Source organism: Flammeovirga sp. OC4, from assembly GCF_000812565.1.
In the GTDB taxonomy this organism is placed as follows: domain Bacteria; phylum Bacteroidota; class Bacteroidia; order Cytophagales; family Flammeovirgaceae; genus Flammeovirga.
Genome location: NZ_JTAM01000003.1, coordinates 206,410 through 232,090, shown reverse-complemented (window position 1 = coordinate 232,090; position 25,681 = coordinate 206,410). Strand labels below are relative to the sequence as shown.

23 protein-coding genes are annotated in these 25,681 nt (G+C 33.5%); 7 read left to right on the top strand and 16 right to left on the bottom strand.

The genetic code is table 11. The features are described 5' to 3' along the window. Positions 1-4: 4 nt before the first annotated feature. The 4 genes from PL77_RS03940 to PL77_RS30195 all read left to right on the top strand — a co-directional run bounded on the left by PL77_RS03940 (position 5) and on the right by PL77_RS30195 (position 4,140). A complete protein-coding gene (locus tag PL77_RS03940) occupies positions 5-1,012 on the top strand; it encodes a glycosyltransferase family 9 protein (RefSeq protein ID WP_044201996.1) in 1,008 nt (335 codons plus the stop codon). A gap of 41 nt (positions 1,013-1,053) precedes the next feature. Continuing rightward, the gene (locus PL77_RS03935) at positions 1,054-2,136 is read left to right on the top strand and encodes an aminotransferase class V-fold PLP-dependent enzyme (protein ID WP_044201994.1); all 1,083 of its coding nucleotides are present in this window, start codon (positions 1,054-1,056) and stop codon (positions 2,134-2,136) included. Positions 2,137-2,207: 71 nt separating this feature from the next. Next, entirely contained in the window at positions 2,208-2,741 is a 534-nt protein-coding gene (locus PL77_RS03930) for a hypothetical protein (RefSeq protein ID WP_044201992.1), read from the top strand. A gap of 115 nt (positions 2,742-2,856) precedes the next feature. Next, complete coding sequence (locus tag PL77_RS30195; RefSeq protein ID WP_052444146.1) at positions 2,857-4,140, top strand: ATP-binding protein; 1,284 nt, start codon at positions 2,857-2,859, stop codon at positions 4,138-4,140. A gap of 55 nt (positions 4,141-4,195) precedes the next feature. Here PL77_RS30195 and PL77_RS03920 read toward each other — a convergent pair whose 3' ends face one another. From PL77_RS03920 to PL77_RS03860, 12 genes are all read right to left on the bottom strand, one after another. Next, complete coding sequence (locus PL77_RS03920) at positions 4,196-4,618, bottom strand: response regulator (RefSeq protein WP_044201989.1); 423 nt, start codon at positions 4,616-4,618, stop codon at positions 4,196-4,198. A 455-nt stretch (positions 4,619-5,073) separates the two neighbouring features. Further along, complete coding sequence (gene bla, locus PL77_RS03915) at positions 5,074-5,811, bottom strand: subclass B1 metallo-beta-lactamase (protein ID WP_044202148.1); 738 nt, start codon at positions 5,809-5,811, stop codon at positions 5,074-5,076. 83 nt (positions 5,812-5,894) lie between these two features. After that, complete coding sequence (locus PL77_RS03910) at positions 5,895-6,266, bottom strand: hypothetical protein (protein ID WP_156152233.1); 372 nt, start codon at positions 6,264-6,266, stop codon at positions 5,895-5,897. A gap of 153 nt (positions 6,267-6,419) precedes the next feature. Beyond that, entirely contained in the window at positions 6,420-6,839 is a 420-nt protein-coding gene (locus tag PL77_RS03905) for a response regulator (RefSeq protein ID WP_082026389.1), read from the bottom strand. Positions 6,840-7,597: 758 nt separating this feature from the next. Continuing rightward, positions 7,598-8,851 (bottom strand): nucleoside permease, encoded by a 1,254-nt coding sequence (locus PL77_RS03895; protein WP_044201979.1) that lies wholly within the window; start codon positions 8,849-8,851, stop codon positions 7,598-7,600. Positions 8,852-9,081: 230 nt separating this feature from the next. After that, positions 9,082-9,483: a response regulator gene (locus PL77_RS03890; protein WP_052444144.1), complete on the bottom strand. Its 402-nt coding sequence runs from the start codon at positions 9,481-9,483 to the stop codon at positions 9,082-9,084. Beyond that, a complete protein-coding gene (locus tag PL77_RS03885; RefSeq protein WP_052444143.1) occupies positions 9,483-10,634 on the bottom strand; it encodes an ATP-binding protein in 1,152 nt (383 codons plus the stop codon). Before PL77_RS03885 ends, PL77_RS03890 begins: the two co-directional genes overlap by 1 nt. Positions 10,635-10,832: 198 nt before the next feature. Continuing rightward, positions 10,833-12,152, bottom strand: coding sequence for a PAS domain-containing sensor histidine kinase (locus PL77_RS03880; protein WP_044201974.1), 1,320 nt, complete (start codon positions 12,150-12,152; stop codon positions 10,833-10,835). Then, a complete protein-coding gene (locus tag PL77_RS03875; protein ID WP_044201972.1) occupies positions 12,139-13,542 on the bottom strand; it encodes a sigma-54 dependent transcriptional regulator in 1,404 nt (467 codons plus the stop codon). The genes PL77_RS03880 and PL77_RS03875 overlap by 14 nt, the downstream gene beginning before the upstream one ends. Positions 13,543-13,605: 63 nt before the next feature. Next, positions 13,606-14,796, bottom strand: a complete 1,191-nt coding sequence (locus PL77_RS30190; RefSeq protein ID WP_052444142.1) for an ABC transporter permease — start codon at positions 14,794-14,796, stop codon at positions 13,606-13,608. Beyond that, a complete protein-coding gene (locus PL77_RS03865) occupies positions 14,796-16,034 on the bottom strand; it encodes an ABC transporter permease (protein ID WP_044201970.1) in 1,239 nt (412 codons plus the stop codon). Before PL77_RS03865 ends, PL77_RS30190 begins: the two co-directional genes overlap by 1 nt. 2 nt (positions 16,035-16,036) lie before the next feature. Then, positions 16,037-16,729 (bottom strand): ABC transporter ATP-binding protein, encoded by a 693-nt coding sequence (locus PL77_RS03860; RefSeq protein WP_044201968.1) that lies wholly within the window; start codon positions 16,727-16,729, stop codon positions 16,037-16,039. 324 nt (positions 16,730-17,053) lie between these two features. Between PL77_RS03860 and PL77_RS03855 the strand changes: the two genes are divergently transcribed. Both PL77_RS03855 and PL77_RS03850 read left to right on the top strand, forming a co-directional pair. Continuing rightward, a complete protein-coding gene (locus PL77_RS03855; protein ID WP_044201964.1) occupies positions 17,054-17,911 on the top strand; it encodes an Rpn family recombination-promoting nuclease/putative transposase in 858 nt (285 codons plus the stop codon). 117 nt (positions 17,912-18,028) lie between these two features. Next, the gene (locus tag PL77_RS03850; RefSeq protein WP_044201963.1) at positions 18,029-19,189 is read left to right on the top strand and encodes a DUF1624 domain-containing protein; all 1,161 of its coding nucleotides are present in this window, start codon (positions 18,029-18,031) and stop codon (positions 19,187-19,189) included. A 48-nt stretch (positions 19,190-19,237) separates the two neighbouring features. On the opposite strand, the gene PL77_RS03845 is transcribed toward PL77_RS03850, so the two are convergent. Continuing rightward, a complete protein-coding gene (locus tag PL77_RS03845) occupies positions 19,238-20,431 on the bottom strand; it encodes a C45 family peptidase (RefSeq protein ID WP_044201962.1) in 1,194 nt (397 codons plus the stop codon). A gap of 109 nt (positions 20,432-20,540) precedes the next feature. On the opposite strand from PL77_RS03845, the gene PL77_RS03840 reads away from it, so the two are divergent. Beyond that, positions 20,541-21,932: a hypothetical protein gene (locus PL77_RS03840; protein ID WP_156152232.1), complete on the top strand. Its 1,392-nt coding sequence runs from the start codon at positions 20,541-20,543 to the stop codon at positions 21,930-21,932. A 315-nt stretch (positions 21,933-22,247) separates the two neighbouring features. Here PL77_RS03840 and PL77_RS03835 read toward each other — a convergent pair whose 3' ends face one another. From PL77_RS03835 to PL77_RS03825, 3 genes are all read right to left on the bottom strand, one after another. Next, the gene (locus tag PL77_RS03835) at positions 22,248-22,661 is read right to left on the bottom strand and encodes a hypothetical protein (protein ID WP_044201957.1); all 414 of its coding nucleotides are present in this window, start codon (positions 22,659-22,661) and stop codon (positions 22,248-22,250) included. Positions 22,662-22,755: 94 nt separating this feature from the next. Beyond that, positions 22,756-24,213: a TolC family protein gene (locus PL77_RS03830; protein ID WP_044201955.1), complete on the bottom strand. Its 1,458-nt coding sequence runs from the start codon at positions 24,211-24,213 to the stop codon at positions 22,756-22,758. Positions 24,214-24,239: 26 nt separating this feature from the next. Next, a complete protein-coding gene (locus PL77_RS03825; protein WP_044201953.1) occupies positions 24,240-25,487 on the bottom strand; it encodes an efflux RND transporter periplasmic adaptor subunit in 1,248 nt (415 codons plus the stop codon). Between the last annotated feature and the right edge of the window lie 194 nt (positions 25,488-25,681).

Below are 25,681 nucleotides of genomic sequence, written 5' to 3'. Positions count from 1 at the left end.
CGGCATGAAAAAATTCTTAGTGATCCAGACGGCATTTATCGGAGATGTCATTATGGCAACTGCCGTTGTGGAGAAGTTGATCAAGTTTTACCCCGAAGCATCGATTGATTTTGTGGTAAGAAACGGAAATGAGGGGTTATTGAGAAACAATCCTCATATCAACGAGGTTATTATTTGGAATAAAAAAGTAGAGAAAAATAAAAACCTATTAAAGGTTTCTGCAGAAATCAGACGTCGTAGATATGATAGAGTTATCAATCTTCAACGCTTTTTTTCTACAGGTTTAATGACCTTTTTATCTTCTGCAAAATCTACTGCAGGTTTTGATAAAAATCCTTTGAGTTCATTCTTTTCAATTAAGAAAAAACATGAAGTGGGTTTAGGAAGAGAAAAAGAGCATCACGAGGTGAGCCGTTACCTTTCTCTAATTGAAGATATTACTGACGCTGAGTTTGTAGGACCGAAATTATACCCTAGAGAAATTGACTATGAAAGAGCCAAGTTTGAAGGGAAATATGTAACAATGGGGCCTAGTTCAGTATGGTATACAAAGCAACATCACAAAGATAAATGGGTGGAATTTATCAATAAGATTCCAGAAGATACTGCTGTTATTTTAATTGGAGGACCTGGAGATAGAGACCTTTGTGATGAAATTGTTGAGAAGGTAGATAGAGGTAATATGTGCAATTGGGCTGGGAAGCTTTCTTTCTTACAGTCAGCAGCACTAATGAAAGGAGCCGTGATGAATTATGTTAATGATTCAGCGCCCCAACATATGGCTTCCTCTATGAATGCCCCTGTTACAGCAATTTTCTGTTCAACAATTCCTGAATTTGGTTTTGGGCCATTGTCCTCCAATTCTAGAATTGTGGAAGTAAAAGAAAATCTTGATTGCAGACCTTGTGGTATACACGGTCATAAAAAATGTCCAAGAGGTCACTTTAAGTGTTCTATGGATATTGATACAAATGAATTACTCATTTCCGATTGGAAAATAAAAGAGGCATAAGTACATGTCCTTGTACTTAACACCTAACTAAACAAACAAATATGAAGAAGTTTCATCTAACAGCAGGACCAAGTGAGCTGTATTTTACTGTAGAGCAGCATATCCAACAAGCATTAAAAGATAATGTTGCTGTCATCTCCCACCGTAGTGGTGCATTTCAAGAGATCTTTGCTTTTACAGTAAAGCAGGTGAAAGAAATGTTGGGCGTACCGGAAAATTACCATGTAGTTTTCACTGGTTCGGCGACAGAAGTATGGGAAAGACTAGCGCAGGACTGCATTGCTCAAAAAAGTGCTCATTTTGTAAATGGCTCCTTTTCAGAACGTTTTCATGCTTTTGCGGAAGCTTGGGGACATCAAACACAAAAAATCGAAAAACCTTTGGGCGAAGGTTTTTCAGAAGCAGATTTTAACATTGACGCTGATGTAGACTTGATCTCGATCACTCAAAATGAGACGAGTACAGGTGTGCAATTTCCCGTAGAAGATATTTATAAAATCAGAGAGGAAAACCCTGATGCTTTAATTACAATTGATGCTGTTTCTTCAATTCCATATTTGGATATTGACTTTACAAAAATCGATAGTTTGTACTTCTCAGTTCAAAAAGGAATGGGATGCCCAGCAGGATTAGGAGTTTGGATTTTTAACGAAAAATGTGTTGAAAGAGCTAAATCTCTGAAAGCGGACGGTAGATTGATGGGAGGTTACCATGATATGTTTACGTTGTTGAAAAATGCAGCGAAGAACATGACACCTGCCACACCAAATGCTATTGCCATTTATACGCTTGGTAAAGTATGTGAAGATATGATTCGTAGAGAAATGAAAATTATCAGAAGCGAAGCAGATTATAAATCTTCATTACTTTATGCCGCTGTTGGTGCTCATAAAGACTTGGATTATGCTGTAAAAGAAGAAAGAGTTCGCTCTAAAACAGTAATTGTAATCGAAGTAAAAGAAGGACGTGATGCTAAAGCTTTAATGGCCTATCTCTCTGAACAAGGTTTAGAGGTAAGTACAGGTTACGGCCCTAATAAAGCGACTCAAGTTCGTATTGCCAACTTCCCTACAATATCGAAGGAAGTTTACTTTAGACTAGTTGATTTAATTGAAGCTTGGTAAGTTTTCAATTTACATATTTTCAATCCCCAATTGGTTACCTTAATCAATTGGGGATTTATATTTTTTAGTTTATGAATTCAAAATTGACAATCAAGTGGGGTACTCAAAATATCATCACTTTTGGAGTATATTTCAGTTTATCTCTTCTTTTTACATTGATTCTTGCTTTCCTTTTTATCACTTCAGGTGAGGTGGATGTCAACGTAAAATTCTCTTACAGTTTATTGACAATATTAGGTGCTTTTGCTACCTTCTCATCAGTATGGAATCTATTAAAAGCCAAAAAGGGTTATTCTGATGTTCTTATTGATCATGAAAAGGTAGTTATACAAAATCGAAGTTTAGGATATAAGGAGGATTTTGAATTTGAAATCTCTCGTTTAAAATCTCTAACTCTTATTCAAGAGAATATAAGTTTCATCGATAAATTAAAAACTTTATTGATGAATAGAAAAGGCCAACACTACAATTATCATTTATGTGTGGTTTTGAAAAATGAGGAAAAACCTAAAAAGATATTTCCTGAAGCAAGGTTATCCGTTGAAGAGTTGAAATCAATTGCGGATCAGATTCAACATAAAATCCAGGAATATAAGGTAGACTAAATAACTCCGTCTCGTCAGTTGGGAGCAAATGAATAAGGATATTGATCTCGGTATGAAATGAATATTTGATACAACCTCAAAGTTGCTAATTATTACTCAATTAAGAATTTATAAAATGGACATTATTAATACAGTAATTAATTTTGGAATTCAACCATCTTTATCAAAATATGAACAGTCTAAAGTTCAATTGACAAATGCTTTTTTGATAATAATGTTTGGTGCAGTACCTTTTTATTTTATTTCTTTCTATATCATTGACACTTCTATTTTGAAGAAAAGTTGGGGGTTTTTATTCCCTCTTATAATATATCCCATTGGTATGTATTGTTCCTATTTAGGGAAAATCAATGCTGCTCGGCATTTTTTGATGATAGGGTTTATTTCAGGCATTTTTTATTTCCTTCTTTTTTTAGGAAGTGGAGTTGGTGTCGAAATGTTCTTTTTTGTTGTGATTGCATTATCATATTTAATAAAACCAGAAAAATCACCTTACTTCAGTTATTTCTACTTGGCTATTTGTATCATCATGATGATCATTGGGTATCAAAACTATCAAACAAGTTTTACCATACAAATGGAAGATAAAACACGTATGTTATTTGCAGTTGTAATGGGTCCTATGGCTGTCATCTTACTTTTTGTAATGATTAAATTTTTCAATGATAAAATAGATAGTTTTGTACATGAAACGACAACCCAAAAAGAACAGCTTGAGGACTTAAACAAAGAATTGAACCACTTTGCATATATAGCATCACATAATTTAAATGAACCTGTTCGTACGATGGATAGTTTTATCGATATTATCAAAGAAGAATATCACGATCCTAAAAATGAAGATCTTAATGTGTATTTTTCTTTTATTGAAGACGCATCTTCAAGAATGCATACTATGATTGATAGTTTACTGTCTTATTCGAAGATAGGTCGAGAATTAAATTTCCAGTATTGTAATATCGAAAGTTTAGTAACAACCGTTGAAAAGGACCTTAATGTATTGATAAAAGAAAATGATGTGGTTATTCAAAAGGGGACTTTACCCAAAGCAATAAACTGTCAACCATTATACCTTCAGCAACTATTTCAAAATCTGATCTCAAATGCTATTAAATTTCAGAAGCCTGATGCTACTCCTAAAATTGAAATTAGTTGTCATGAAGAAGGAAACTATTGGCAGTTTTGTATGACAGATAATGGTATAGGTATTGATGAAAGCAAAAGAGAGGCTGTATTCCAAATGTTTACAAAATTACACAGAAGAGAAGATTACAAGGGAAGTGGTATAGGGCTCGCTTTCTGTAAAAAAATTATTGATATACATCGTGGCGAAATGTGGATTAAGACAAATGAAGAGGGGGGGAGCAAATTCTATTTTACAATTGCTAAAGATTTGTAAGGTAGTTTTTTATGAAGTTGAAATGTTGAATTAATTTTAGTTGTCGCTTCTATTACTATTTCAAAGACTTTTTAGAGAAATTGAGTTCGATAATTTCAAATATCTTTTCCTTTGTTAATGGTTTAAGTAAAAAGTCACCCACAATTTTAAATTTTTTTGCTCGATCTCTTTCTGAAGGATCCTTTGACGTTGTAATCATACAAATGATTACATCGGCTCTCATGGACATGTCTAATTTTTCATATTCATCCAAAAAGTCCCACCCTGTCTTATTGGGCATATTAATATCAAGAAAGATGATATTTGGATTTGGATATTCATTATTTTCTTTTGTTGAAAGATAATCTAGTGCTTCTTGAACTCCATATTTTTCAATGACTTCGTTTGTAACTTCAGCTCTATTGATGACTCTTTTCATAATGAAAATATCAGCAGCAGAATCATCTACAATTAATACTTTATTTAACTTCTTATTCATCTTTTTTACTAATACCAAATTAATTACAACTTCACTTTCCTTCTTTTACTTGGGTTTGCCATTACATAACTTCATTGAAAGAAAAATCTATTACTTGTTAGAAAAGTATAATCCAAGATAAAATAAAAATACTATTTATAGAGAACAATTTTGAAGATATTCGTCAGATATAATTAATGCATTCTTGAAAAGGTTGTACCGATGGCAGTTTTTAAAGTCTCTAAAGGTTTTATTTTAAATAAAATACCTGCCTCTTGACTTTTGCTACCAAATATTTTTTTATGATGGCTATTTGGACGGATTTACGGGGTTGGCTGCTCTTAATTATCTTAAAAAGGGAACAGAATGCATTGTAAACATTCAAGGCATTGAAGTCAAAAGCTAAATTTCATTTTTCTTCAATGCCAGAGAAGCACTACCAAACTAATTGAATAGAAATCTTCCTGCTTTCTAAGTTATTGTTTAAACATCTTGATAGTATTTTCAAGAAGTGAGATATCTCCGACACCTCCGTGACCTGGTACCACAACTTCAACTTCAGGAAACTCCAACATCGTCTTCATTACTGAATTGGACCATTCGGTAGTATCAGCGTCTTCAAGATTGCCTTTACCCCATCCTTCTGCTTTCACCAAACAACCTCCAAATAAGACTTTGTCTGAGGGAATATAAGCAACGATATTGTCATGCGTATGACCTGCTCCTTCAAATTTTAAAAGGATTTGATGATCGTCTACATTCAATGTCAATGTATCTGTAAATGTTTTTTGAGGCGGAGTGTGATTAGTCTTCTTTGCTAGCTGTGCAGTGTGTAGTGAACCGTAAGAAGTAATTCCTTTGGAGTGAAAATAATTTAGACCGGCTAAACAATCTATATGAAAATGAGTAGGTACAACTCCTTTTACATTTACGTTTTGCTTATTTAACCACTCTAAAAGTTCTATACTACTTTCTTCATTGGTGGGAGAATCAATAATGATCGCTTCTCCATCATCCATGACTACTACTCCATTACAAGGAACCCGTCCGTAGCTTTGTGTTTCTAAGAAAGAAGTGTGTAATATGACATGTTCAGTCAAAGGTCTGATGACTAATTGATGTGAGACATAAATATCTTCTCGCTCGTTTTTAGTTTCTTTTTCACAAGCAAAAAACAGGAGGGAAAATAAGCTTAAAAAGTAAATGGATTTCATTGAATAATGGTTTTTGAAATTAGAAAACTCAGAAGGTAGACCTCTGAGTTGACAATAAATTTCAGCATTATTCAATTCTATTCCTAACTTTTTGACTTAGATAAAATGAACGCTTTCACTTTTGGATGAAAACTTAATGCGAATGAATATCCGGCAACGATAAAACCAATTATTGCTTTAGCTGGAATAGAGACAATAAAGTCAAAAATAATGATAGCCCTGTACATCTGAAGCTTTCCATTCAATGCTGTAGCAATTAATCCAATTAGATTTATGACATAAATAAAGGCAGTATATAAAATAAACTGAGGATTAGCATTGGGTAAGTCAAGGTTTCCTGTACTGATTGCATAATAGAGGCCAAAAGCAATAAATACTTTCAGTAAAAAAGAAACCATGATGATTCGAAGAGCAATAGGCTTTTTAAGGGGAGATTTTAATGTAACTGTTTCCATAATCATTTTTTAGTGTTTTGATATATGCAAATATCTATTTTACTAAAAAGTAACAATTGGAATATACGTTCAAAAACTGGGAGAAATAGTTCACATCAATAACCTCTTAAATACTGCCACTTTTAAAACGTGTCAAACAAGTACTTGACTCACTTAAGATGCATTTTGATTGGTATATTCTTTTTGACAGCTGTTGAATATCTGGAAAATTCTTTCTGTTTTTTCTTTTGTCAGAGGTTTAGAAATATAAGCTTTTACAGATTGATATGATTTTGATCGAATACGATCTTGTATAAGGTCTGAATTACTTAATACAATTACATTATAAGTATTACTAAGGCCAATGATATCTATTTCATCTAAAATATCCCAACCGCTTACAAGTGGCATATTTAGATCTAATAAGATATTATTAGCGTTACTGTTCTGTCTGATAAAGTGTAGGAAATTAACACTCTTATCAAATTCTTGGATGCTAATACTAGGGTTGCATCTTTCTAGATTGATCTTTGTGATCTGATTAGTAATAGCATCATCATCTACCAGAATTATTTCATAGTTGTGGGTCATCATAAATAGCAATTTGAATTCTTTTGTTAATAAATGAAATTCCTATTTTGGAGGAATATATGTTGTTATTGGGGGCAAGAATTTTACAGTCAATTAATGCTTTGGTTTTCCTTTCTGAAATAGCTTCCTCTAATTGATAATTTAACTCAATTGGAAACAAATCATACAAGTATAAATAATCATCTGTGCTTCTTTTATACTTATGTAAAAACATTTCTGAGGTTCGAAACAGATATAGATCTTCATTAAAACATGCGTAAACGAGTTCTTTGTTTACGAGTGCCTTGTTCAATACAAGAAAGGCTGTTTTCAAGATCTCTTACCTTGGATTGAAGTACCATTTTTTAGAAATAGATTAAATACTGATTTATTTTTTTAAATGTTAATTGAAAAATTTATTTTGATCGAATTGTTTAAGGATAATTCTATATAAATGTAGTGTGTAATTATTTTTTTGAGTATTGTTATTTTGATATTAATTCAAGATAGAAATGAAATTTAAATTTTAGTACAAATAATAAAAATATTTATTCATATTGTTATGAGAGTACAATTTACAATAGTAATATAACTCGTGATAGTTGTAATGTGTTGTTTGTGAGTGTTTTGTGTTGTAGTGAAATTTTGGAAATGAAAGTTGTGGTATAAACTAGTAATTGTATTTATCTAATATATTTCTATTAATAAAAACAGCTATTGCATCTTTTTAGATACAATAGCTGTTATATACAATTGTGCTCCTAAAAGCCTATATGAGAAGTCTAATGACTAAAGTTTTCTACTTCTTTAGGATCGTGCTTGTGTTTAAAAGAAACGGCAAACAATAATGCAACGACTAATGAATAAGCTGCAAATGCGAACCAGATATTTGGCCAATCACGAACCCCCTCAGCACTTGTAAAGAACTGATCAATCATCACACCTGAAACAGCTGAACCTAATACAGCACCAAATCCGTTGGTCATCATCATAAACAGGCCTTGTCCAGATGCTCTGATTGTTTTGTCTGTTTGAGACTCTACATAAAGCGAACCTGAGATATTGAAAAAATCAAAAGCCATACCGTATACGATACATGAGATGATAATCCAAACTAAACCTGATCCAGGGTCACCAATTCCAAATAAACCGAAACGTAATACCCATGCAAACATACTCATCAACATTACATTCTTAATACCAAATCGTTTTAAGAAAAACGGAATAGCAAGAATAAATAAGGTCTCAGAAACTTGAGAAATCGACATGATGATGGCAGGGTATTGAACCGCTATACTATCTGCGAAAAGTGGGTTGCTATCAAATTCATGCAAGAAAATATCTCCGTATGCATTTGTTAATTGTAAGGCAGCACCTAATAACATGGAGAAAATGAAGAACAAAGCCATCTTTCTTTGCTTAAAAAGTTTGAAAGCGTCTAATCCAAGTGCTTCAATCCATGTTTTATTATTTTCCCCTTTGTTGATATCACAATGAGGTAATGTAAATGCATAAAGTCCTAAACTGATAGAAGCTGCAGCTGCCACATAAAATTGGGCTGGTGAAGTTTCAATTTTCAACAAACTAACCATCCACATGGCTACAATAAATCCGATTGTTCCCCAAACCCTGATGGGTGGGTAGACTTTTACAATATCTAAGTTTGCTTTTTGAAGTGCCGAGTAGGCAACTGTAATTGATAATGAAATTGTAGGCATGTAAAAAATCATATTGATTAACATGACTACAAAGAAGGTTGAAGGATCATTGACCTGAGGTAAATAGCATAAAATACCTGCTCCAATAATATGGAAAATACCTAAAAGTTTTTCAGCACTTATATATCTGTCAGCGATGATTCCAGATAGGGCAGGCATAAATATGGATGCAATGCCCATGGTAGAAAAGATCGCTCCAAATTCGGTTCCGGACCACTGTTTAGTTTTGAACCAGTAGCCACCAATAGTAATCAACCATGCTCCCCAAATAAAGAACTGTAAGAAGTTCATTATGGTTAGACGTAGTTTTAAACTCATATCTATATTTGATATTATGAATTAAATAATTGTATTGGCTACAAATATAGACTTTCTCACGAATTTATTAAGTTGTTTTTTGACAGTAAAACTTAATGAAGTTTATCAACTTTAAAATTACATCATAACATAGCAAATATGATTGCCCTATTAAGAGATTAATTTTAGGAAAGATTAATGTGTTTTTAAATAGGGTCAATATCAAGAAGTGACTCTATAATTTCAAATGATTAAGAACCGACGACGTTAAATAAAGACATTACTTTTTCTGGGTTGAGTGGTTTATTGACAAAAAAGTCAACAATGGTAAGGTTTTCGGCCTTTTCTTTATCTTTTGGGTTTAATGAAGTCGTTAAAATGGCTAATTGAGGCTGTTTAAATTTAAATTGAATCGCTTCGTAAATTTCTGTAAACTCCCAGCCATTCATATCAGGCATATTGATATCAAGCAAAATCAAATCAGGTAATTGATCTTCTTGGTCGATATTCATTAAGTAGAAGAGGGCATTTTTTGCTTCGTTAAAAACAATAAGATTTTTATCAATATTATCCATTTTTTCGAGTATTAACTTATTTAAAAAAATAGACATCTCTTCATCGTCGATGAGCATTACTTTTTTTAGTTCTTTCATTATTTGGGTAATTTAAAGTAAAAAGTTGTTCCTTCACCTTGAGTCGATTCTAGCCATATTTTGCCCTGGTGTAAGTCTACAATTTTCTTACAATGAGCGAGGCCAATTCCAGTACCTTCGTACTTTTTGTAGATGTTGAGTTTTGTGAATATATCAAAGATTTTGTCATAGTTTTTTTTCTCTATACCTATTCCATTGTCAATGATTTCAAAAAGATAATGTTCAGGTAAACAACTGCATGAAATGGTGATATGGGGAGCATTGAGGTTAGAATGAAACTTTATGCCATTACTGATGATGTTTTGAAATAGAATTCTTAATTCAGTTTCATTACCCACAAGGTTTTTGGGTAATTCTTCAACAGAGAAAGTAGCATTTTTGTCATGAATTATTTTGTCGAGGTCTTTCAAAACTTCTTGGACTAAACGATTGCAATCTACTTCTTCTACTTTTCTGTCCAATCCAATATTAGAGTGTTCTAAAAGTCCTAATACCAATTTACCCATTCTGTCAGCAGACTCAGAAATAAATCCTAACATTTGTTTCGATGTTTCTGAAAGTTGATTTGCTTTATCACTACTTAATAAATCTGCAAAACTTTTGATACTGTTGATTGGTTCTTGAAGGTCATGAGAAGCAACATAGGCAAACTTTTCTAGTTCTTTATTTTTCTTTTCCAGTTGGAGAGTATATGATTTTTCAACCTCCATTCGTTTTCTTTTTGTGATATCAATATGATATCCAACCATACGTAAGGGGTTCCAGTTATCGTCCCATTCTATGACTTTACCTTCACATTGCACCCAAATAATTGAGCCATTTTTATGATAAAAGCGAACTTCACTAATATAAGGCTCTCTTCCTCTACAGTTGATGTAGTGGTTGAAATTTTCTTTTACCATTTTAAGATCATCGGGATGCATAATTTTCATCCAAGCTTCGGGAGTATTTTCCATCTCATGATCTTCATAGCCAAACATTTTTTTGAAAGAGGGGCTTAAATACTCATAGTTATCTTGAATATACCAGTCCCAGAACCCTGCCATGGTACCTTCAAGTATACTATCAATGATTGTTTCTTTTTGTTTTAGCTGATTTTGAACGTGGGTAAGTTCTGATTTTAAATTCGTAATCTGATCAATATCGTGCATAGAGTTTTTGGGTTATAGATGTGAATTGGAGTGTTCCCAGCAAGTTATTTTTAAAAAGCTAAATAAAAATAACCTCTTTTCAAATCCATAATCTTGGAAAATGCACTAATATCTTAGAAAAATAATACTTATGTAGGTTTAATGAGATTTATGAAAAAAATGAATAAATGATATTAGAATATTTATAAGCGTATGTTTTTAGACGTTTTTAGACTGTTTTAATTGTTTTATTACAAATGTAGCACCACCTCTTTCATCACTAAATAGTCCAAAATCCCATCCATGTTTTACAATAATATCCCTACAAAGCATTAATCCAATACCTTGACCAGTAGGTTTACTGCTGTAAAATGGGGTGAATAGTTTCTTTTCTACCTCTTTTGAAATAGAAGGGCCTGAGTTCCATATCTGAAGTCTTTTACTATTTGTATCAAAATCAATCTTGATGCTTCTCTCTGTCTCTACTTCAAGAAGGGCCTCTTTCGCGTTCTTAATGATATTGATGAAAAGTTGTTCAAGAAGACTTTTATCTGCTTCAACAATCATCTTAGGAGGTATGCTTAATGAAATATCAATTTGATGTTGTAGTAAGTCTGCTTGATAAAGGTCAGTAAGATTTTCTAATAATTCAGTCAAATCAACTTTTTGGAAATCAGGTTCGGGGACTTTCACGACAGACGCAAAGTTTTTCATAAACCCAGCCATGGATTCATTTCTATCTTTGATAATCGTCAAAGCATCGATATAATCACCTTTAAGTTCCTCATCAGTTGGAGCAAACATTTTCAACGTATCTACAAAAGAATTGATCGCACCAACGGAGTTGTTTACTTCATGACTCATCATTCGGATCACTTTACTGTAGGCTTGTTTTTCTTTTTTAATATCCTCCAAGTAAAGGTCTTGAATGATGATAAACTGTTGCTGAAAGCCTTGGAAGATAAAAGAAGATTTGTGGCACCTATATTTTCTACCACCCGAAAATTGTATGTCTTGCGCTGTTTCTAATGGAAGTTGATGGATTGCATTTAGAAGAGGGGAGTCCAATTCATCTAGTCCTTTATTTTGAATCTTATCTAAACCCATTTCCAGCATATTAATGGCTGTAGGATTGGATTTAATAATCTTTTGATCATAATCCAAAATGATGATGCCATGAGGAGTTGCTCTAATAAGATGTTCTAAGAAATAACTTTGCTCTCTTTGTTCCACACGTTCTTGATGAATCCTATCGATCATCTTATTAAAAACAGTCACCAATTTATTGACAATAGGGTGAGGAGTGGGAAGGAGTCTTGATTGAAAATCATTGTTGGTCAGTAACCTTAAGGCATTATTTAATTCTTTGAGTGGTTTGCTCACAAATAAATAAAGTCTGATCAACCATAACACCACAATGACAGAGACCACTTCGGCTGTCAAAAAGAGTAATGGACTCTCCAGTCTGTTTGTATAAGTAACGCCTAAAAGTGTTCCAACGATTAGTATTGATAGTAAGCTATATTCAATCTTGAGCATCCGTAATTTCGTATTTTTCTATTTTTCTGTAAAGTGCATTTCTGGAGATTCCCAATTGCTTTGCGGAAGGAGCAATCTTATAGCGATTATCTTCCAAAGCATTTTTGATCATGACAATTTCCATTTCTTCCAAAGTCATCCCATTCGGTACAATTTCCTCTTTGATCTCGTCATTTTGGAAAGCGTGGATATTGGTGGGGTTGTTTTCAAAGTCACTGATCTGAAGCACATCATTCATACTCATCAGTACTGAACTTTCGACCCAGTTTTTCAACTCTCTAATATTTCCTTTGAGGGGTTGTTTCTGTAACCATTTCAAAGTGTCAGGAGCAAAGGTTTTTCCTGTAATGCCATAAGAAGTTTCCAATTGGTTCAGGAAATGTTGCGCTAATAATGGAATGTCGCCTTTACGCTCTCTCAAAGGTGGAAGAACTACAGTAATTAAGTTGATTCTAAAGAAAAGATCCTCTCTGAACTTTCCTTCTTTTACTAATTCCGGTAAAGTTTTATTAGTAGCAGAAATTACTCTGAAATCTGCCGTTTGTGTTTTGGAAGATCCTAAAGGCTCAAATTTTCTTTCCTGTAAAACCCTTAATAATTTCACCTGAGAAGAAAGATCCAACTCTCCCATTTCATCCAAAAAGATACTGCCTTGATCAGCAACAGCAAAACGTCCTTCACGGTCAGTATACGCTCCTGTAAATGAACCTTTCTTGTGTCCAAACATTTCAGATTCAAATAAAGATTGTGAAATACCTCCTAAGTTGACTTTCACAAACTCATTTTCATTCCTCGGACTATTATTATGTACCGCTTCCGCAATCAATTCTTTACCTGTACCGCTTTCTCCCATAATCAAAATAGGAGCATTGGTTTTCGCTACCCTGCCAACTGTTTCCAATACCTGCAATAATTTTGAATCTTGCCCTATAATATTGGAGATATTGTATTGCTCTTCTAACTTCTTACGCGTAGGAGATTTCTCTATTGGCTGAGCTTTCAATTTATTCTTTTCGACCGCAATTGCATCTTTGATACATTTCAATAAATGATCATTATCCCACGGTTTATTAATAAAGTCAGATGCCCCCAATTTCATTCCTTCAATGGCCAATTGCATACTTCCCCAACCCGTAAAGAGTATCACAGGAAGATTGGGGTTGGTCTTCTTTATTTTTTTTAAAGCTGTCAGGCCTTCATCCCCTGTAGTTTCTACCTTGAAATTCATATCCAACAGCACACAAGAAAATTTAAACTCAGAAAGTAATGGATAAGCTTCTTTTGGGTGAGGTGCTAGGATAGGTTTGAACCCATTCATTTTAAGGAACAAACCGATGGATTTACGAACAGCGTCGTCGTCGTCAATAATTAGTATATAGGAATTGGTCATATTATTTAATATAATCCATCATCTACTCATGACTTAAAACATGGGTAGATGATGGGGAAGTTTTTACAGTTCATGTAAAGCCTCATTTGGCGTTACTTTTGTTGCAAGTTTGCTTGGATAGTATCCGCAAGCTATTGTGATGAGTAATACAAAGCCTAAAGATAATAAAGCTCCCATAAAATATTCTGTATTACTATAGTTAAAAGCACCTAGAATAGGGAATTGTATAGCGAAAACACCTCCAAGGACCACACCGATGATAAAAAGTAAGATCACTTCGCTAAACATTTGAAAGAAGATATCCTGTTTTGAAGCTCCCATTGCTCTTCGGATTCCAATTTCACTTTTTCTTTTGGTGATGTTGTACCAAAGTACCCCGTAAAGTCCTAAAGCGATATTAATGACTAAGAAGAATGCAACGAATGACATTAGAAAAAGTGGTAATATTTCCCATTGATTTTGTTCTGCTTGAAGATCTTCAAAATAATCTATTCCTATTTTTAGGTCAGGGTTTAATCTTTCTAATGAATTGACAATATTTGCCTCAATCTTTCTAGGATCATTTTGAGTTTTCACAAAAATATTACTTTGATGTTTATTTTTAAACCATTCATAATGATCAAAGCATCTGATGGCAATATCTTCTTGATCTTGGAAGTCACTGCTTCGATTATAATAATCAATGACTCCAAAGATTTTAATTTTCACTTCATCACTGATCAACATATCCTCTTCATTAAGATAAGGCTTAAGCTTTTCGTAAAAGTAATTGGTCACAATAACAGGCTCATAATCATGTTGTGCATCTTCAAAAGTAAAAGGTCCACCTTTGATGTAATTGAAATCCATGAATTGAACAGCACTTGGTCTTAAATTCTGTTCAATAGGCCAGAAGGTTACTCCATCATTCAATTTCCATCGCGTAGAGTTGGTACTCCCTGAATAGGGGTGAGCATAATCCATCTCAGCAATTTCTTCAACCTCTTCGTTTTGAGCAATTACTTGTTTTACCGCATCATAAAGTTGATCTTGTCCCTCTTTTGAGGTGTTTTTTTCAGGCAGTTGACTTAAGTCCAGTTTTACGATCATTACTTTTTCAGTCTCAAAACCAACTGGGTGAGCATAATTCTGAAACTTATTGTAAAGCAAAGAGAAGAGTAAAAATAAGATGATGAAAGAAAAAGCAATCTCAACTACCATTAGTGCGTTTTTCTTTTTTCTAGTCCAAAGGATCTGAAGTGAATGCTTTATCATTATTGCTTATCGTTTTTAAGTGAAGAAATAATACCGAAGTTGGAGATTTTTAGGGCAGGGTAGAACCCTGAAAGAATGCTGAAGAAAAGGGTACAAACAAAGCCGTAAACCAAAAGAATAAAGTGGATTTCAAGTCTTTCGTCTTCTCCCATCCAACTGTAATGATTAAAGAGCGACACCACTCCAAAAGTCATGATCATCCCTATCACCCCACCAATCAATGTCGTAAATACATTCTCTACCAATAACTGTTTTAATAGGTCTGATGACGATGCACCAAATGCTTTTCTGATGCCCATTTCTGAAGTTCTTTCAGAGATACGCGTGATATTAAGGTTAATCAAACTCAAGGCTGGAATGAACATACAGATAAAAGCAATGATACTGAGATAGACATTAAACATACGTTCATCATCTACATCAAGCATATTCCAAAACAATAGTGCTTTTTCAGTTAATGCCTTTGCTTCATTCTTAACTTCATTTTTTGAAGCATCAATAGGAAGAGAAGCAACAATTTCCTGAAATTCATTTTGACCTCTTACGAGATCTTCCTGATTTTTGAATTTCATATAGAAAATACTAGAACCAAGGAAAACATGCCACTCTTGATCTGGTTTCTGATGAATGTTGTAAGGAGTGTAGATATCAGCAAATGCTCTTCTTCTCAGTTTATTTTCTTTTTTCACTACACCAATGACTTCAAAGTATCTAGACTTTGTTTTGATTTTCTTTCCAAGAGGTTCTTCATCACCAAAGAGTTCATTTGCCAGCTGATCCGTTATGATAGCCACTTGCTTTCTCTGTTCGAGGTCTTCTAATGTAAAAGCTCTACCTTTTATAAAATCCAATGGAAAAATTTTGGTGAAGTTATGATCAATATCTTCTCTGGAGACTTTCTTACCTAATTCTTTATAATATACATTAGCAAACCAGTGACTCATACTAATTGAGCTTACTTCAGGAGTTTTCATTTTAGAAAAATAATCTTTGTAAGCGTGGTAAGAGTAGGAGGAATTTGAGTAACCGTTTTCACCGCTTCTGATCACTTTCAAGTTTTGGGCGATCAATATATTATCAATGTCTTTGTAAATACCGTTTGCTCCGTAAGATGTATCTAGGATTGAGCCAATAAACATGACTACCATGATCGTCATACTAATTCCGAAAAGGATAATAAAAGAGAAGAAGGGATTTCTCTTCAAAGAGTACCAAGCGAGTTTTATATAAGTTATCATAATTATGCAGTTTCAAATGAGTTTTTAGCTTGAACAGATACCTGACGACCATCAAAAATTCTTACTATTCTGTCCGTCATTTTTGCTTGTTGTTCATCGTGTGTCACCATCACGATAGTGGCACCTTCCTTATTTAATTTCATCAACATTTGCATGACCTCTTCACCCATCACGGAGTCTAAGTTACCTGTTGGTTCATCCGCAAAAATGATAGAAGGATTACCAACAATAGCTCTTGCAATTGCCACTCTTTGACGTTGACCACCCGAAAGCTGAGTAGGTTTGTGGTCCATTCGATGCGAAAGCCCTACGCGCTCTAAAGCCTCTTCAACTCTTTTCTTTGTTTCTTTTGAAGAAATACTTCTATACAAAAGGGGCATTGCTACATTTTCTCTAACACTCAAATCGTTGATTAAGTGGAATGATTGAAATACAAAACCTAAATGTTCGTTTCTGAATTTAGCTAGTTTTTTATCTGAAAGAAGTAGTGGGTTATAACCGTTGATTTCAATCACTCCATCAGAAGGTAAATCCAATAAACCCATAATACTAAGGAGCGTAGATTTACCACAACCTGAAGGTCCCATGATAGAAATAAATTCTCCTTTTTCAATCGTTAAAGAGATATCCTCTAATGCCCATGTTTCAACGGCATCTGTTTTAAATACTTTACTGATATTTTTTAATTCAATCATGATGGTAATCTTTTAGTTTTTTAATTTGACACGAGTAGAAAACTCAAACGAACTCTTGGTACTGTTATTCTTGTTCTTACCAAAGTTCACTATTACTTATGAAAAAAGTGTTCAAAAATAATTAAATATCTGATTGTTAGTGTTTTGAATTGTATTTTACTTATTTTGAAGAGTTTTGAAATGATTCGATTAATTGCAAAGTGTTCCGTTTTGTAGCACTTTGTGAGTAGTGTCTTTTTCTATGAAAAGACATAGTTCTCATCTGGCATCTATTAGCGTGCTATTTTTTAATAATATATCTTTGTGAAAAGATGAAGAAAAACAATGAGTAACAATTATATACGATTTGATTGGGCTATTAAAAGACTCCTTAGAAATAAGGCTGACTTCACGGTATTAGAAGGTTTTTTGACAGAGTTGTTAAAAGAGTCCATCACAATTGAGAATATACTGGAGAGTGAGGGGAATCAGACTTTAGAAACTGATAAATATAATCGTGTAGATATTTTAGTGAAAAACGCTAAAGGTGAATTTGTGATCATTGAAATTCAAAATCAAAAAGAGTACGATTATTTTCAACGAATGCTATATGGAACTTCTAAAGTGATTACAGAATATCTCCATTTAGGAGAAAGGTATAAAGAAGTTAAAAAGGTCTACTCTATTAATATTGTCTATTTTGACCTAGGTCAAGGAGAGGATTATGTCTACTTAGGGAAAACAGATTTCAAAGGTTTACATCAAAACGACCTATTGACATTATCACCTAAGCAGCAAGAATTACTGAAAGGAATCAAAGAACCTGCCGATATATTCCCTGAATATTATGTTATAAAAGTAAACCAATTTGATAACGTAGCAAAAGACACTTTAGATCAGTGGGTTTATTATTTAAAAAATGATGAGATCCGAGAAGAGTTTACTGCTAAGGGAATGAGTGAAGCTAGAGAACTTTGGAGAGTAGATCGTCTTTCACCTGAGGATAGAAAAAGTTACATAAAACACCTGGAATACCTTAGTGATCAGGCGAGCTTGGAGTGGACTATGAAAGTGGACGCGGAAGACAAAGTTCGAAAAGATGAAAAACATCAAATTGCTAAGTCTTTGAAATCTAATGGGGTAGATGTAGAAGTGATCATGAAATCTACAGGTTTGAGTAGGGAGGAGATTGAACAACTTTAATTTTTTATATATCCTTTATACTTATTATCTATTATTCATTCAGCTAAGTTTATAGTGTTCATTACTTTTGTCTTAAGAAGTATATGCGACAAGCTCGCAAAGTAAAAGCTGTTAAAAATGAGCACAAACCAATCAATACCCCAAACCAAAAAAAGAATATCTTCCATTGATATATTAAGAGGCCTTGTGATGCTTTTTATGCTGTTGGATCATGTGAGAGAAAGGTTCTTTTATCATATGCCGATTTCTGATCCGATTAATATAGATGATACATCCACTGGATTATTCTTTTCTAGGATTTTGGCTCATCTGTGTGCTCCAGTTTTTGTGTTTTTGACAGGATTGTCGGCTTGGTTGTACGCTCATCCAAAAGGAAAGACTCCAAGGTCTGCAAGTAGTTTTCTATGGAAAAGAGGTTTGTTTCTTATTCTAATTGAAATCACATTGATCAATTTTTCTTGGTTTGGTGATTATAAGACGCTCTATTTACAGGTGATTTGGGCCATTGGTGTGAGTATGATTAGCCTTGCTTTATTGAGTAAGTTGGATCTCAAATGGATTGGTTTATTGGGTTTTGTAATTGTTTTTGGGCACAATATGTTGACTTCAATTCATCTTAATGAAGATCAAATTGGTTACACCATTTGGACTGTTTTATATCAAAGAGGTTTTATTCTTCCAAATGATTTTATAGCGATTAAAGCTTCTTACCCTGTTTTACCTTGGATTGGAGTAATTCTCTTGGGCTATTTTACAGGGCCACTTTTTGTTGGAGAGAAATTCAATGCCGAAGAGAGGTTGAAGACTTTAGTGAAGATCGGTTTGAGTTGTTTGGGATTACTGTTGGTGATAAGAGGATTTAATATTTATGGAGAGACGTTACCCTGGGAAAAACAAGATACTTTTATCCAATCTGTTATGTCATTTCTAAATTTCAAAAAGTATCCCCCTTCACTCGACTTTATATTATTGACAATTGGGATAGGCTGCTTCTTATTATACCTTTTCGAGAAAATGCAAAACCGTTTTACGGAGTTTCTAAGAACTTATGGATCAGCACCCATGTTTTTTTACATACTCCACCTTTATGTACTTTTAATAGCCTATAAAATCTTGGTAAATGTCTACGGAACAAACCAAGGAGAATACTTTGGTTTTGATCATCTTTGGCAAATTTGGTTATGTACCATTGCACTTTCATTGGTTTTATTTTATCCTACGAAGAAGTTTTCTGACTATAAAAGGAAAAGCACCTCGAAATGGATCAAGTATTTTTAGAGGATAGATAAAAGGGATAACCCAAAAAGATTACCCCTTTAATTATTACTAAAAACTAAATCGAGTATAACTTGAAATGCTTGGTGAGTCTCCGGTGTAATACACATAAGGAGCTTCGTTTCTTGGTAAAACGACTATCATGCTTTGTAGCGTTCGACCAGTATTGTTACCTGGGAAAACATTGATCATTGGCCCTGATTTCAGTTCCATGATCTCTGTTTTTGTGATGGTATTTTCTTTTTTCTCAAGCCATTCATTGGCCAATTTCAAACGTTCTAAAGTATTGGCAAATGATGCACCGCCATCTTCTTCACTCATTTCGAAAAGTTGAGGGGTTTTATCAGAAAGTGTATGGTTTGTGTGGACAATAAAGTTGTGATTCGGTTTAAGAATATCATATTGACCCTCTCCGTATACTTCTACACATATCACATTTTTTTTGTCCCCAATCATATAATTCATTGGTTGAGCACATTGTACAGAACGTAAGAAAGACAATGCATCTTCAACGTTTTCCTGCTCTAGAATTTTTCTGACATTGAAAGCGACGGGAAGACCTGTTTTATTTCCTTTGATATTGGCAACGGTATTTATTCCCACTGCAATACCATGATTATTTACTCCATTTTGAGCGATTACTCCAGCAAAAGTGCCTTGTAGAATTACATGTCCTGTAGTTGGATTTTTAATTCTCAATAAAGTATTCAAACCTTTGAAATAGGTGGGGATATCATTATTGTGTGTGACGATATTTTGCTTTCCTTCAATACCAACTGTTGTACAGTGTCCTTGTAGATCAATAAATCCCTCATTAGCAAAATAAGTAAACAATTCATCAAAGGCTTGATAGGCGAATAAAACATCGAAAGGTATACTTGCTCCTTCAGCGATTCCTTCAAGTTCTTCGTAAAGATCAGGAGTGTGTTGTTTGGTATATAAAGCATAACCATTTTCGTTTACAAACTTTGAAAGAAAAGCATCCACATCTTCAATGCTTGTATTTTTGGAGATCCATTGTTTAAAGGATAAAATACCTTGATTGATTTGTGTATTGAGTGCAACGCCATGTTGCAAACCTCTTTCGAAAGGTGTGTCAGCATCAATGGTAATTTCAAAAATGCCATCAACATATTGTACTTCAGGAGTGTAAAACTCAAAAGATTTGGCATAAAGAGATGAAGAGATTAACTGATTTAATGTCAGTGCAATGATGAAAGAGAAAATTATTGAGAACTTTTTCATGGTGATATTATTTTGATTACATTAATAATTAATACACTACAAATATCCTTTGAATCATTGCCACTTAGAAGTAACGCTAGGTTACATCAGGTAATGTAACATGAGCATAATGATGATGACCTCTAAGACAAAAACGCTAGAAAATATACTTAACAGTCCTACTTTTATTACCTCCTTTAGAGCAAAGAAGCTTTTATCTTATTTGGTACAGAAGAGTGATCAGGGAAAAGAGGAGCATTATACTTCTTATTCAATAGCCTTAGAGGTTTTTGATCGAGAGGATGATTTTGATGCCTCTATTGATCCTATTGTGAGAGTGCAGATGGGCCGTTTGAGGACATTGCTTAAAAAGTATTATCTCAATGATGTTCAGCAAGAGGATGTCATTATTGAGATTCCAAAGGGAAATTACAAACCAGTATTTATGGCACAGCAACAAGACCCTAAAAGTAGTTCTACAGTCCTTAAATTTCCGGAGGTTTACCTAGGTGGAATAACAAGGGTTGTAGAAGGGAGAGCAGATTATTTAGAACATCTTCAATTGAAATTGAGTAAAAATATTTTCCTCAATAAGTTTTTGACTCTGACGCTTGATCAAGATAAAGCTGACTTTCATATGAAATTTCTGTGGGAGGAAAATCTAGTCAGTATTTATGTTTATGGTCATGAGAAGAGATTAGTAAAGATTTTTGAAGGGAGGTGTGAATCGGATCAAGCTCTTTTAGAATTGCTGCAGTTGTATATTGACGGACTGTATAGTCCTTTATTATTAGAAGTGGGTTGGGATGTTTTGGATAACACAATTTTGAAAGATATTATCTCTTTTGATACTGAAATCTTAGTGCATCATAGGTATGAATTATTATCTGATGCAGTGCTTCAATTACAAAAAATACTTGAATCAACACCAAACTTATTCCTTCAAGCGATTCTAAAAAAGTTATACCATTTGGATTACCATTATGGCTTACATATTCATGAAAATGCACTTCATTTGGCAGATCAGATACTATTATCGGATGATTCTCCCAATTCATTATGTGAAGAAATATGGAGTTTGATTTATAAAAAAGAAGAAGAGAAGGCCTATACGCTCTATCAGAAATTTATACAACAGCCGAAGCATTATGAGCCTTTATGTCAAGAACTCCTTTTACATTCTTATTTTAATAAAGAGGCTGCATTCCAAACGGTTTACAGTAGGCTTCAAAGGGTAGATTATGAAATACCTAAAGTAATTGATATCTCAAGAGCTATCTTCCAATTGCTCAATAATGAAAGTTTGTCAGACGATGTGGAAAAATCACTAGATCAGCAACCTTTTTATTTTTCATTATTCCTTCTTGCTATAGGCAGTTCAAACCCTTTGAAAAGAGAAAAAGCACAAAAGGCATTGAAGGAAATACTTGAAGAGCAAACTGATAGTATGGAAGATTTAATTATTAATTGGTTGAATCATAAAACAGCTTCTCAGTTATTAAAAAAGCACCGCCTTCTTTAATTTTAGGTGGTGCTTTTGCGTATTTTTATTAGTCATGATCTCATTTCCAATGACTCCCTAAGTGTAATTGACTACTAGATCTTGGAGGCATATTGTCTTCAAAATCATCTCTGAAAGTACATGATGTAAATAGGTTGGATAGTGTTATTGTTAAAGCAATAAGAGTGATTAAAGTAAATAATCTCCTAGATGTTGTGTTATTATTTTTCATCTTCATTTAATGATTGATTTGAACTTGATTATGATACAAAGGTGCTGTATTATGGTTTGTTACAGTAGTAACACCAGGTTACGATACGTAACGAGCCATTAGCCTTAATAGAGTTGAATAATTTCAGTTAAATCTAAGTTTGAAGATGGATTAGAATAATAAACTTTTACGCCGTTTGGGTACTCAATCAAAATTTTATTTCTGCTAGATACCACTCTTTTATGTTTCTTTTGAAAAGTATTATGGTTGATTGATGTATTCAAATTTATCATTTCTTTTGGGAAATGCTTTAAGTCGGGTAAATATACGTTTTGACTCGAAGAATTCTGATTGATTTGTTTTTCTTGAAAACTCCTGTTTTGATTATGCTTTATTTTAGGATAAGGCATTATTTCCTCTTCATCATATGGAAAACGAATTTCTCTAAATGTTATATTGATATAATAGGCCGTGAAGATATTAGAAAGAAGAACACCTATAACAATGATAAAGCTCCATTTTTTTTTGATAAATTCCATTATTAATATTATTGGTTGATAATATCACAATAATAGAGTTTGACATTTTGAGTTAGAAGTAACAGTGCGTTACTCAGTGTAATGTAACCTAGACTTACTGCACCACATACCTAATATTCTCTTCCTCTTCAAAATCATATAACGTTACAGTTCTCAACTGATAATAACTCATCCAATACGATTTTAAAGTATTGATATAAGCATTTTTTGCTTGATCTTTTTCGTCTGTTGACCAAACCAATTCACGAATACTGATATCTCCCAGTTCATAGCGTTGCAAAGCAATAGAGTATTTTTTTTGAGCCACTTCATCTGCTTTTTGAATGTAATTCACTTGTTCCGCCATCGTTTCTAATTGCTCACTGGCATTGATCACTTCTCTTTGGAAATCGAGTTTATCTTGTTCGATTTGAGCCTGAGTGAGTTCATAACTTGTAACCGCTGAGTGGATTCTTGCTTTTGCTCTTCCCCAATCTAAAATCGGAACAGCCAATGTCACATTAAACTGTTGTGATTGAATATTGTTACTGTAGGCTTGACTGATATCGTTGGACTGATTACTCAAACCAAATGCTACTTCAACATTAGCTTGGAATCGGTTATCACGTTTCGCTTTTGCAATTTGACTTTCACTTTCTACCGTTCTTCTCTGGTAATTGATAAAATCCTTACGGTTTCTTTTGGCAAATTCCCATGCTTTATCGGTATTAATTTGACTAAGGTTAAAATTAGCAGGAACTAATAATTGAATATTAATCTCATTATAAGAATCCACTTGTAAGTAATTTAATAATGCTCTCATCGCTGTTCTATAACTTAAGTTAGCCGATGCATAAGTTTGTTCTGCTGAGATTACATTGAGTTCTACTTGTAATACTTCACTTTCAGAAGCTCTGCCCAATTCCTTTTTTGCCTTTGTGATTTTTACAATTTTTTGATTGTCTTCCACGTTTTGAAGTGCAATGTTGCTATTCAATTGTGATACAAGAGCATCAAAATAAAATTGAGTGGTTTGAACCGCAATCCATTCCATATCCTCTATAAATTGCTTTTCGGCCTCTTGAAGTTGTAGAGGAGCCAATTTTTTTTGCCATTTCAATTGGTTGTATTGAAAAAGAGGTTGATTGTATCCAATGTAAAAAGGCTGTGCCTGATATTGATGTACTTCACTCTGAAAATCATCAAATCGGTTAAGTTGGCTACCTATGAAAACAGAACCCCCTGTTGCTGCAATTTGTTGAGTTAAATTCAATTGCATATTAATGTTATTTTGTTCTACAGCTTGGTACACAACACTTCCGTCTGGCTGAGTAATCGGATTGTAATTTTTACCATAAGAAGTAGGCGTTCCTTGTAACACCATTTGAGGTCTTAAGTCTGTTTGAAAGGATTTAAAATTTGCTCTTTCAATCTCTAATGTTTTTCCTGCAATCTGAACATAATTGGAATTGGCTTGTGCAAGATCGATCGCTTGTTTGAGGCTTAAAACTTTTTGACCCAATAAAGTGGAAGAGATTAAAAGTAATACCCCTAATAATGATAGCTTTTTCATGATTATTTCTTCGTTGAGATCAAAAATTATTTAAGTTCAATATGCGTTGAGTTGATAAATTTATCTGTAGGGGAGATGATGATAGAATCACCTTCTTGAACATTGTTTTTTAATTCCACCCATACAGAGTTCCTAAACCCTGTTTGTACCGTAACTTTTTCAGCACTACCATTATGAATCACAAATATTTTTTCGTCTTTTATACCTTTGAATGCTCCTCTATTTTTTACTCTCAATACATTTTCATGTTGTTCTCTGATGATTGAAAGATCAACGATCATATCAGGACGAAGCAGATCTAAATCTTTTTGTTCGTGAATTTGTACTAAAACAGTGATCATTCCATTGTCAGAAGAGGGAGAGATACTTGTGACATTTCCAGTGTAAGAGGCTTTTGAAGTTTTAGCGACCACATCCATTCCAATAGAAAGAGAAGCGACATATTGTTCTGACACTTTTCCACGGATTCTAAATTGATCCATATTGGCTACTCTTGCCAGTACTTCACCTTCAGCAATAGAAGCACCTACTTTATCTTTGATAAAAGTGATGACTCCGTCCATTCCAGTTTTTGTCTTCGCTTTTTCTAATTTTCTTTCTTGTTCTTGAATGCTTTTAAGTTGAATAGAAAGTGAAAGTTCTAACGATTTAATTTCTTGAAGAATACCTTGTTCCTTAATTTTTAAATCATGGTTTAATTGTTCCTGTTTTAGTTTTTCAACTTCTAATAATGTTTTTGCTTGCTTTACTTTTTCTTCAGTGGAACCGCCAATCGACAATAATTTTGTTTCACTTTTTAATGCTTCTTCTCTGCTTTTTAACTGAAGAGCATTGATTTGAGTTTCTTTCTTTAAGTTGAAAAGTTCTTTGTTGAGTCTTAGTTTTTCTTTGTTGATTTCGACACGTTTCATCTCAGCCTCATCTTTCATTGACGAAAGTTTATTTTCAGCTTCTGCTACATTTATTTGAAGAATTGATTCATTGGCTTTGACATTATCACCGATACCTTTATAAGTGGCTTCAATAAATGATGAAAATGGAGATGTAATTGCTTTTTGAAGCGTAGGCTCTATTTTTCCACTTCCAGAAATAGTCAACGCAACATTTCCTTTTTCAACAATTCCAATGGAAATATCTCTTCGGTCAATTTTCTTTGTTAAATAACCATTGACTAAATAAAGTAAACCTAATCCAATAACTACGGCAGTACCAATCTTAAAGTATTGCTTCTTTTTATCCTTTTGCTTTTCCTCTTTTGTAATTATTCTGTCCATTTTGATGCTTTTTAATGTGATACACCATTATTAATGAAAAGAATAAGCCGTTAATGTGTTTGTTGTTGTAAATGAGATGTTTAGGGGTTTGTTTTTAGTTTTGAAAGAAAGATGAAATGTGTTTTTAAGTGACAGAGTGCTCCATAATGACGCACTTTTTAATAAACGTTGAAAAAGAGAAATGATATTGTATT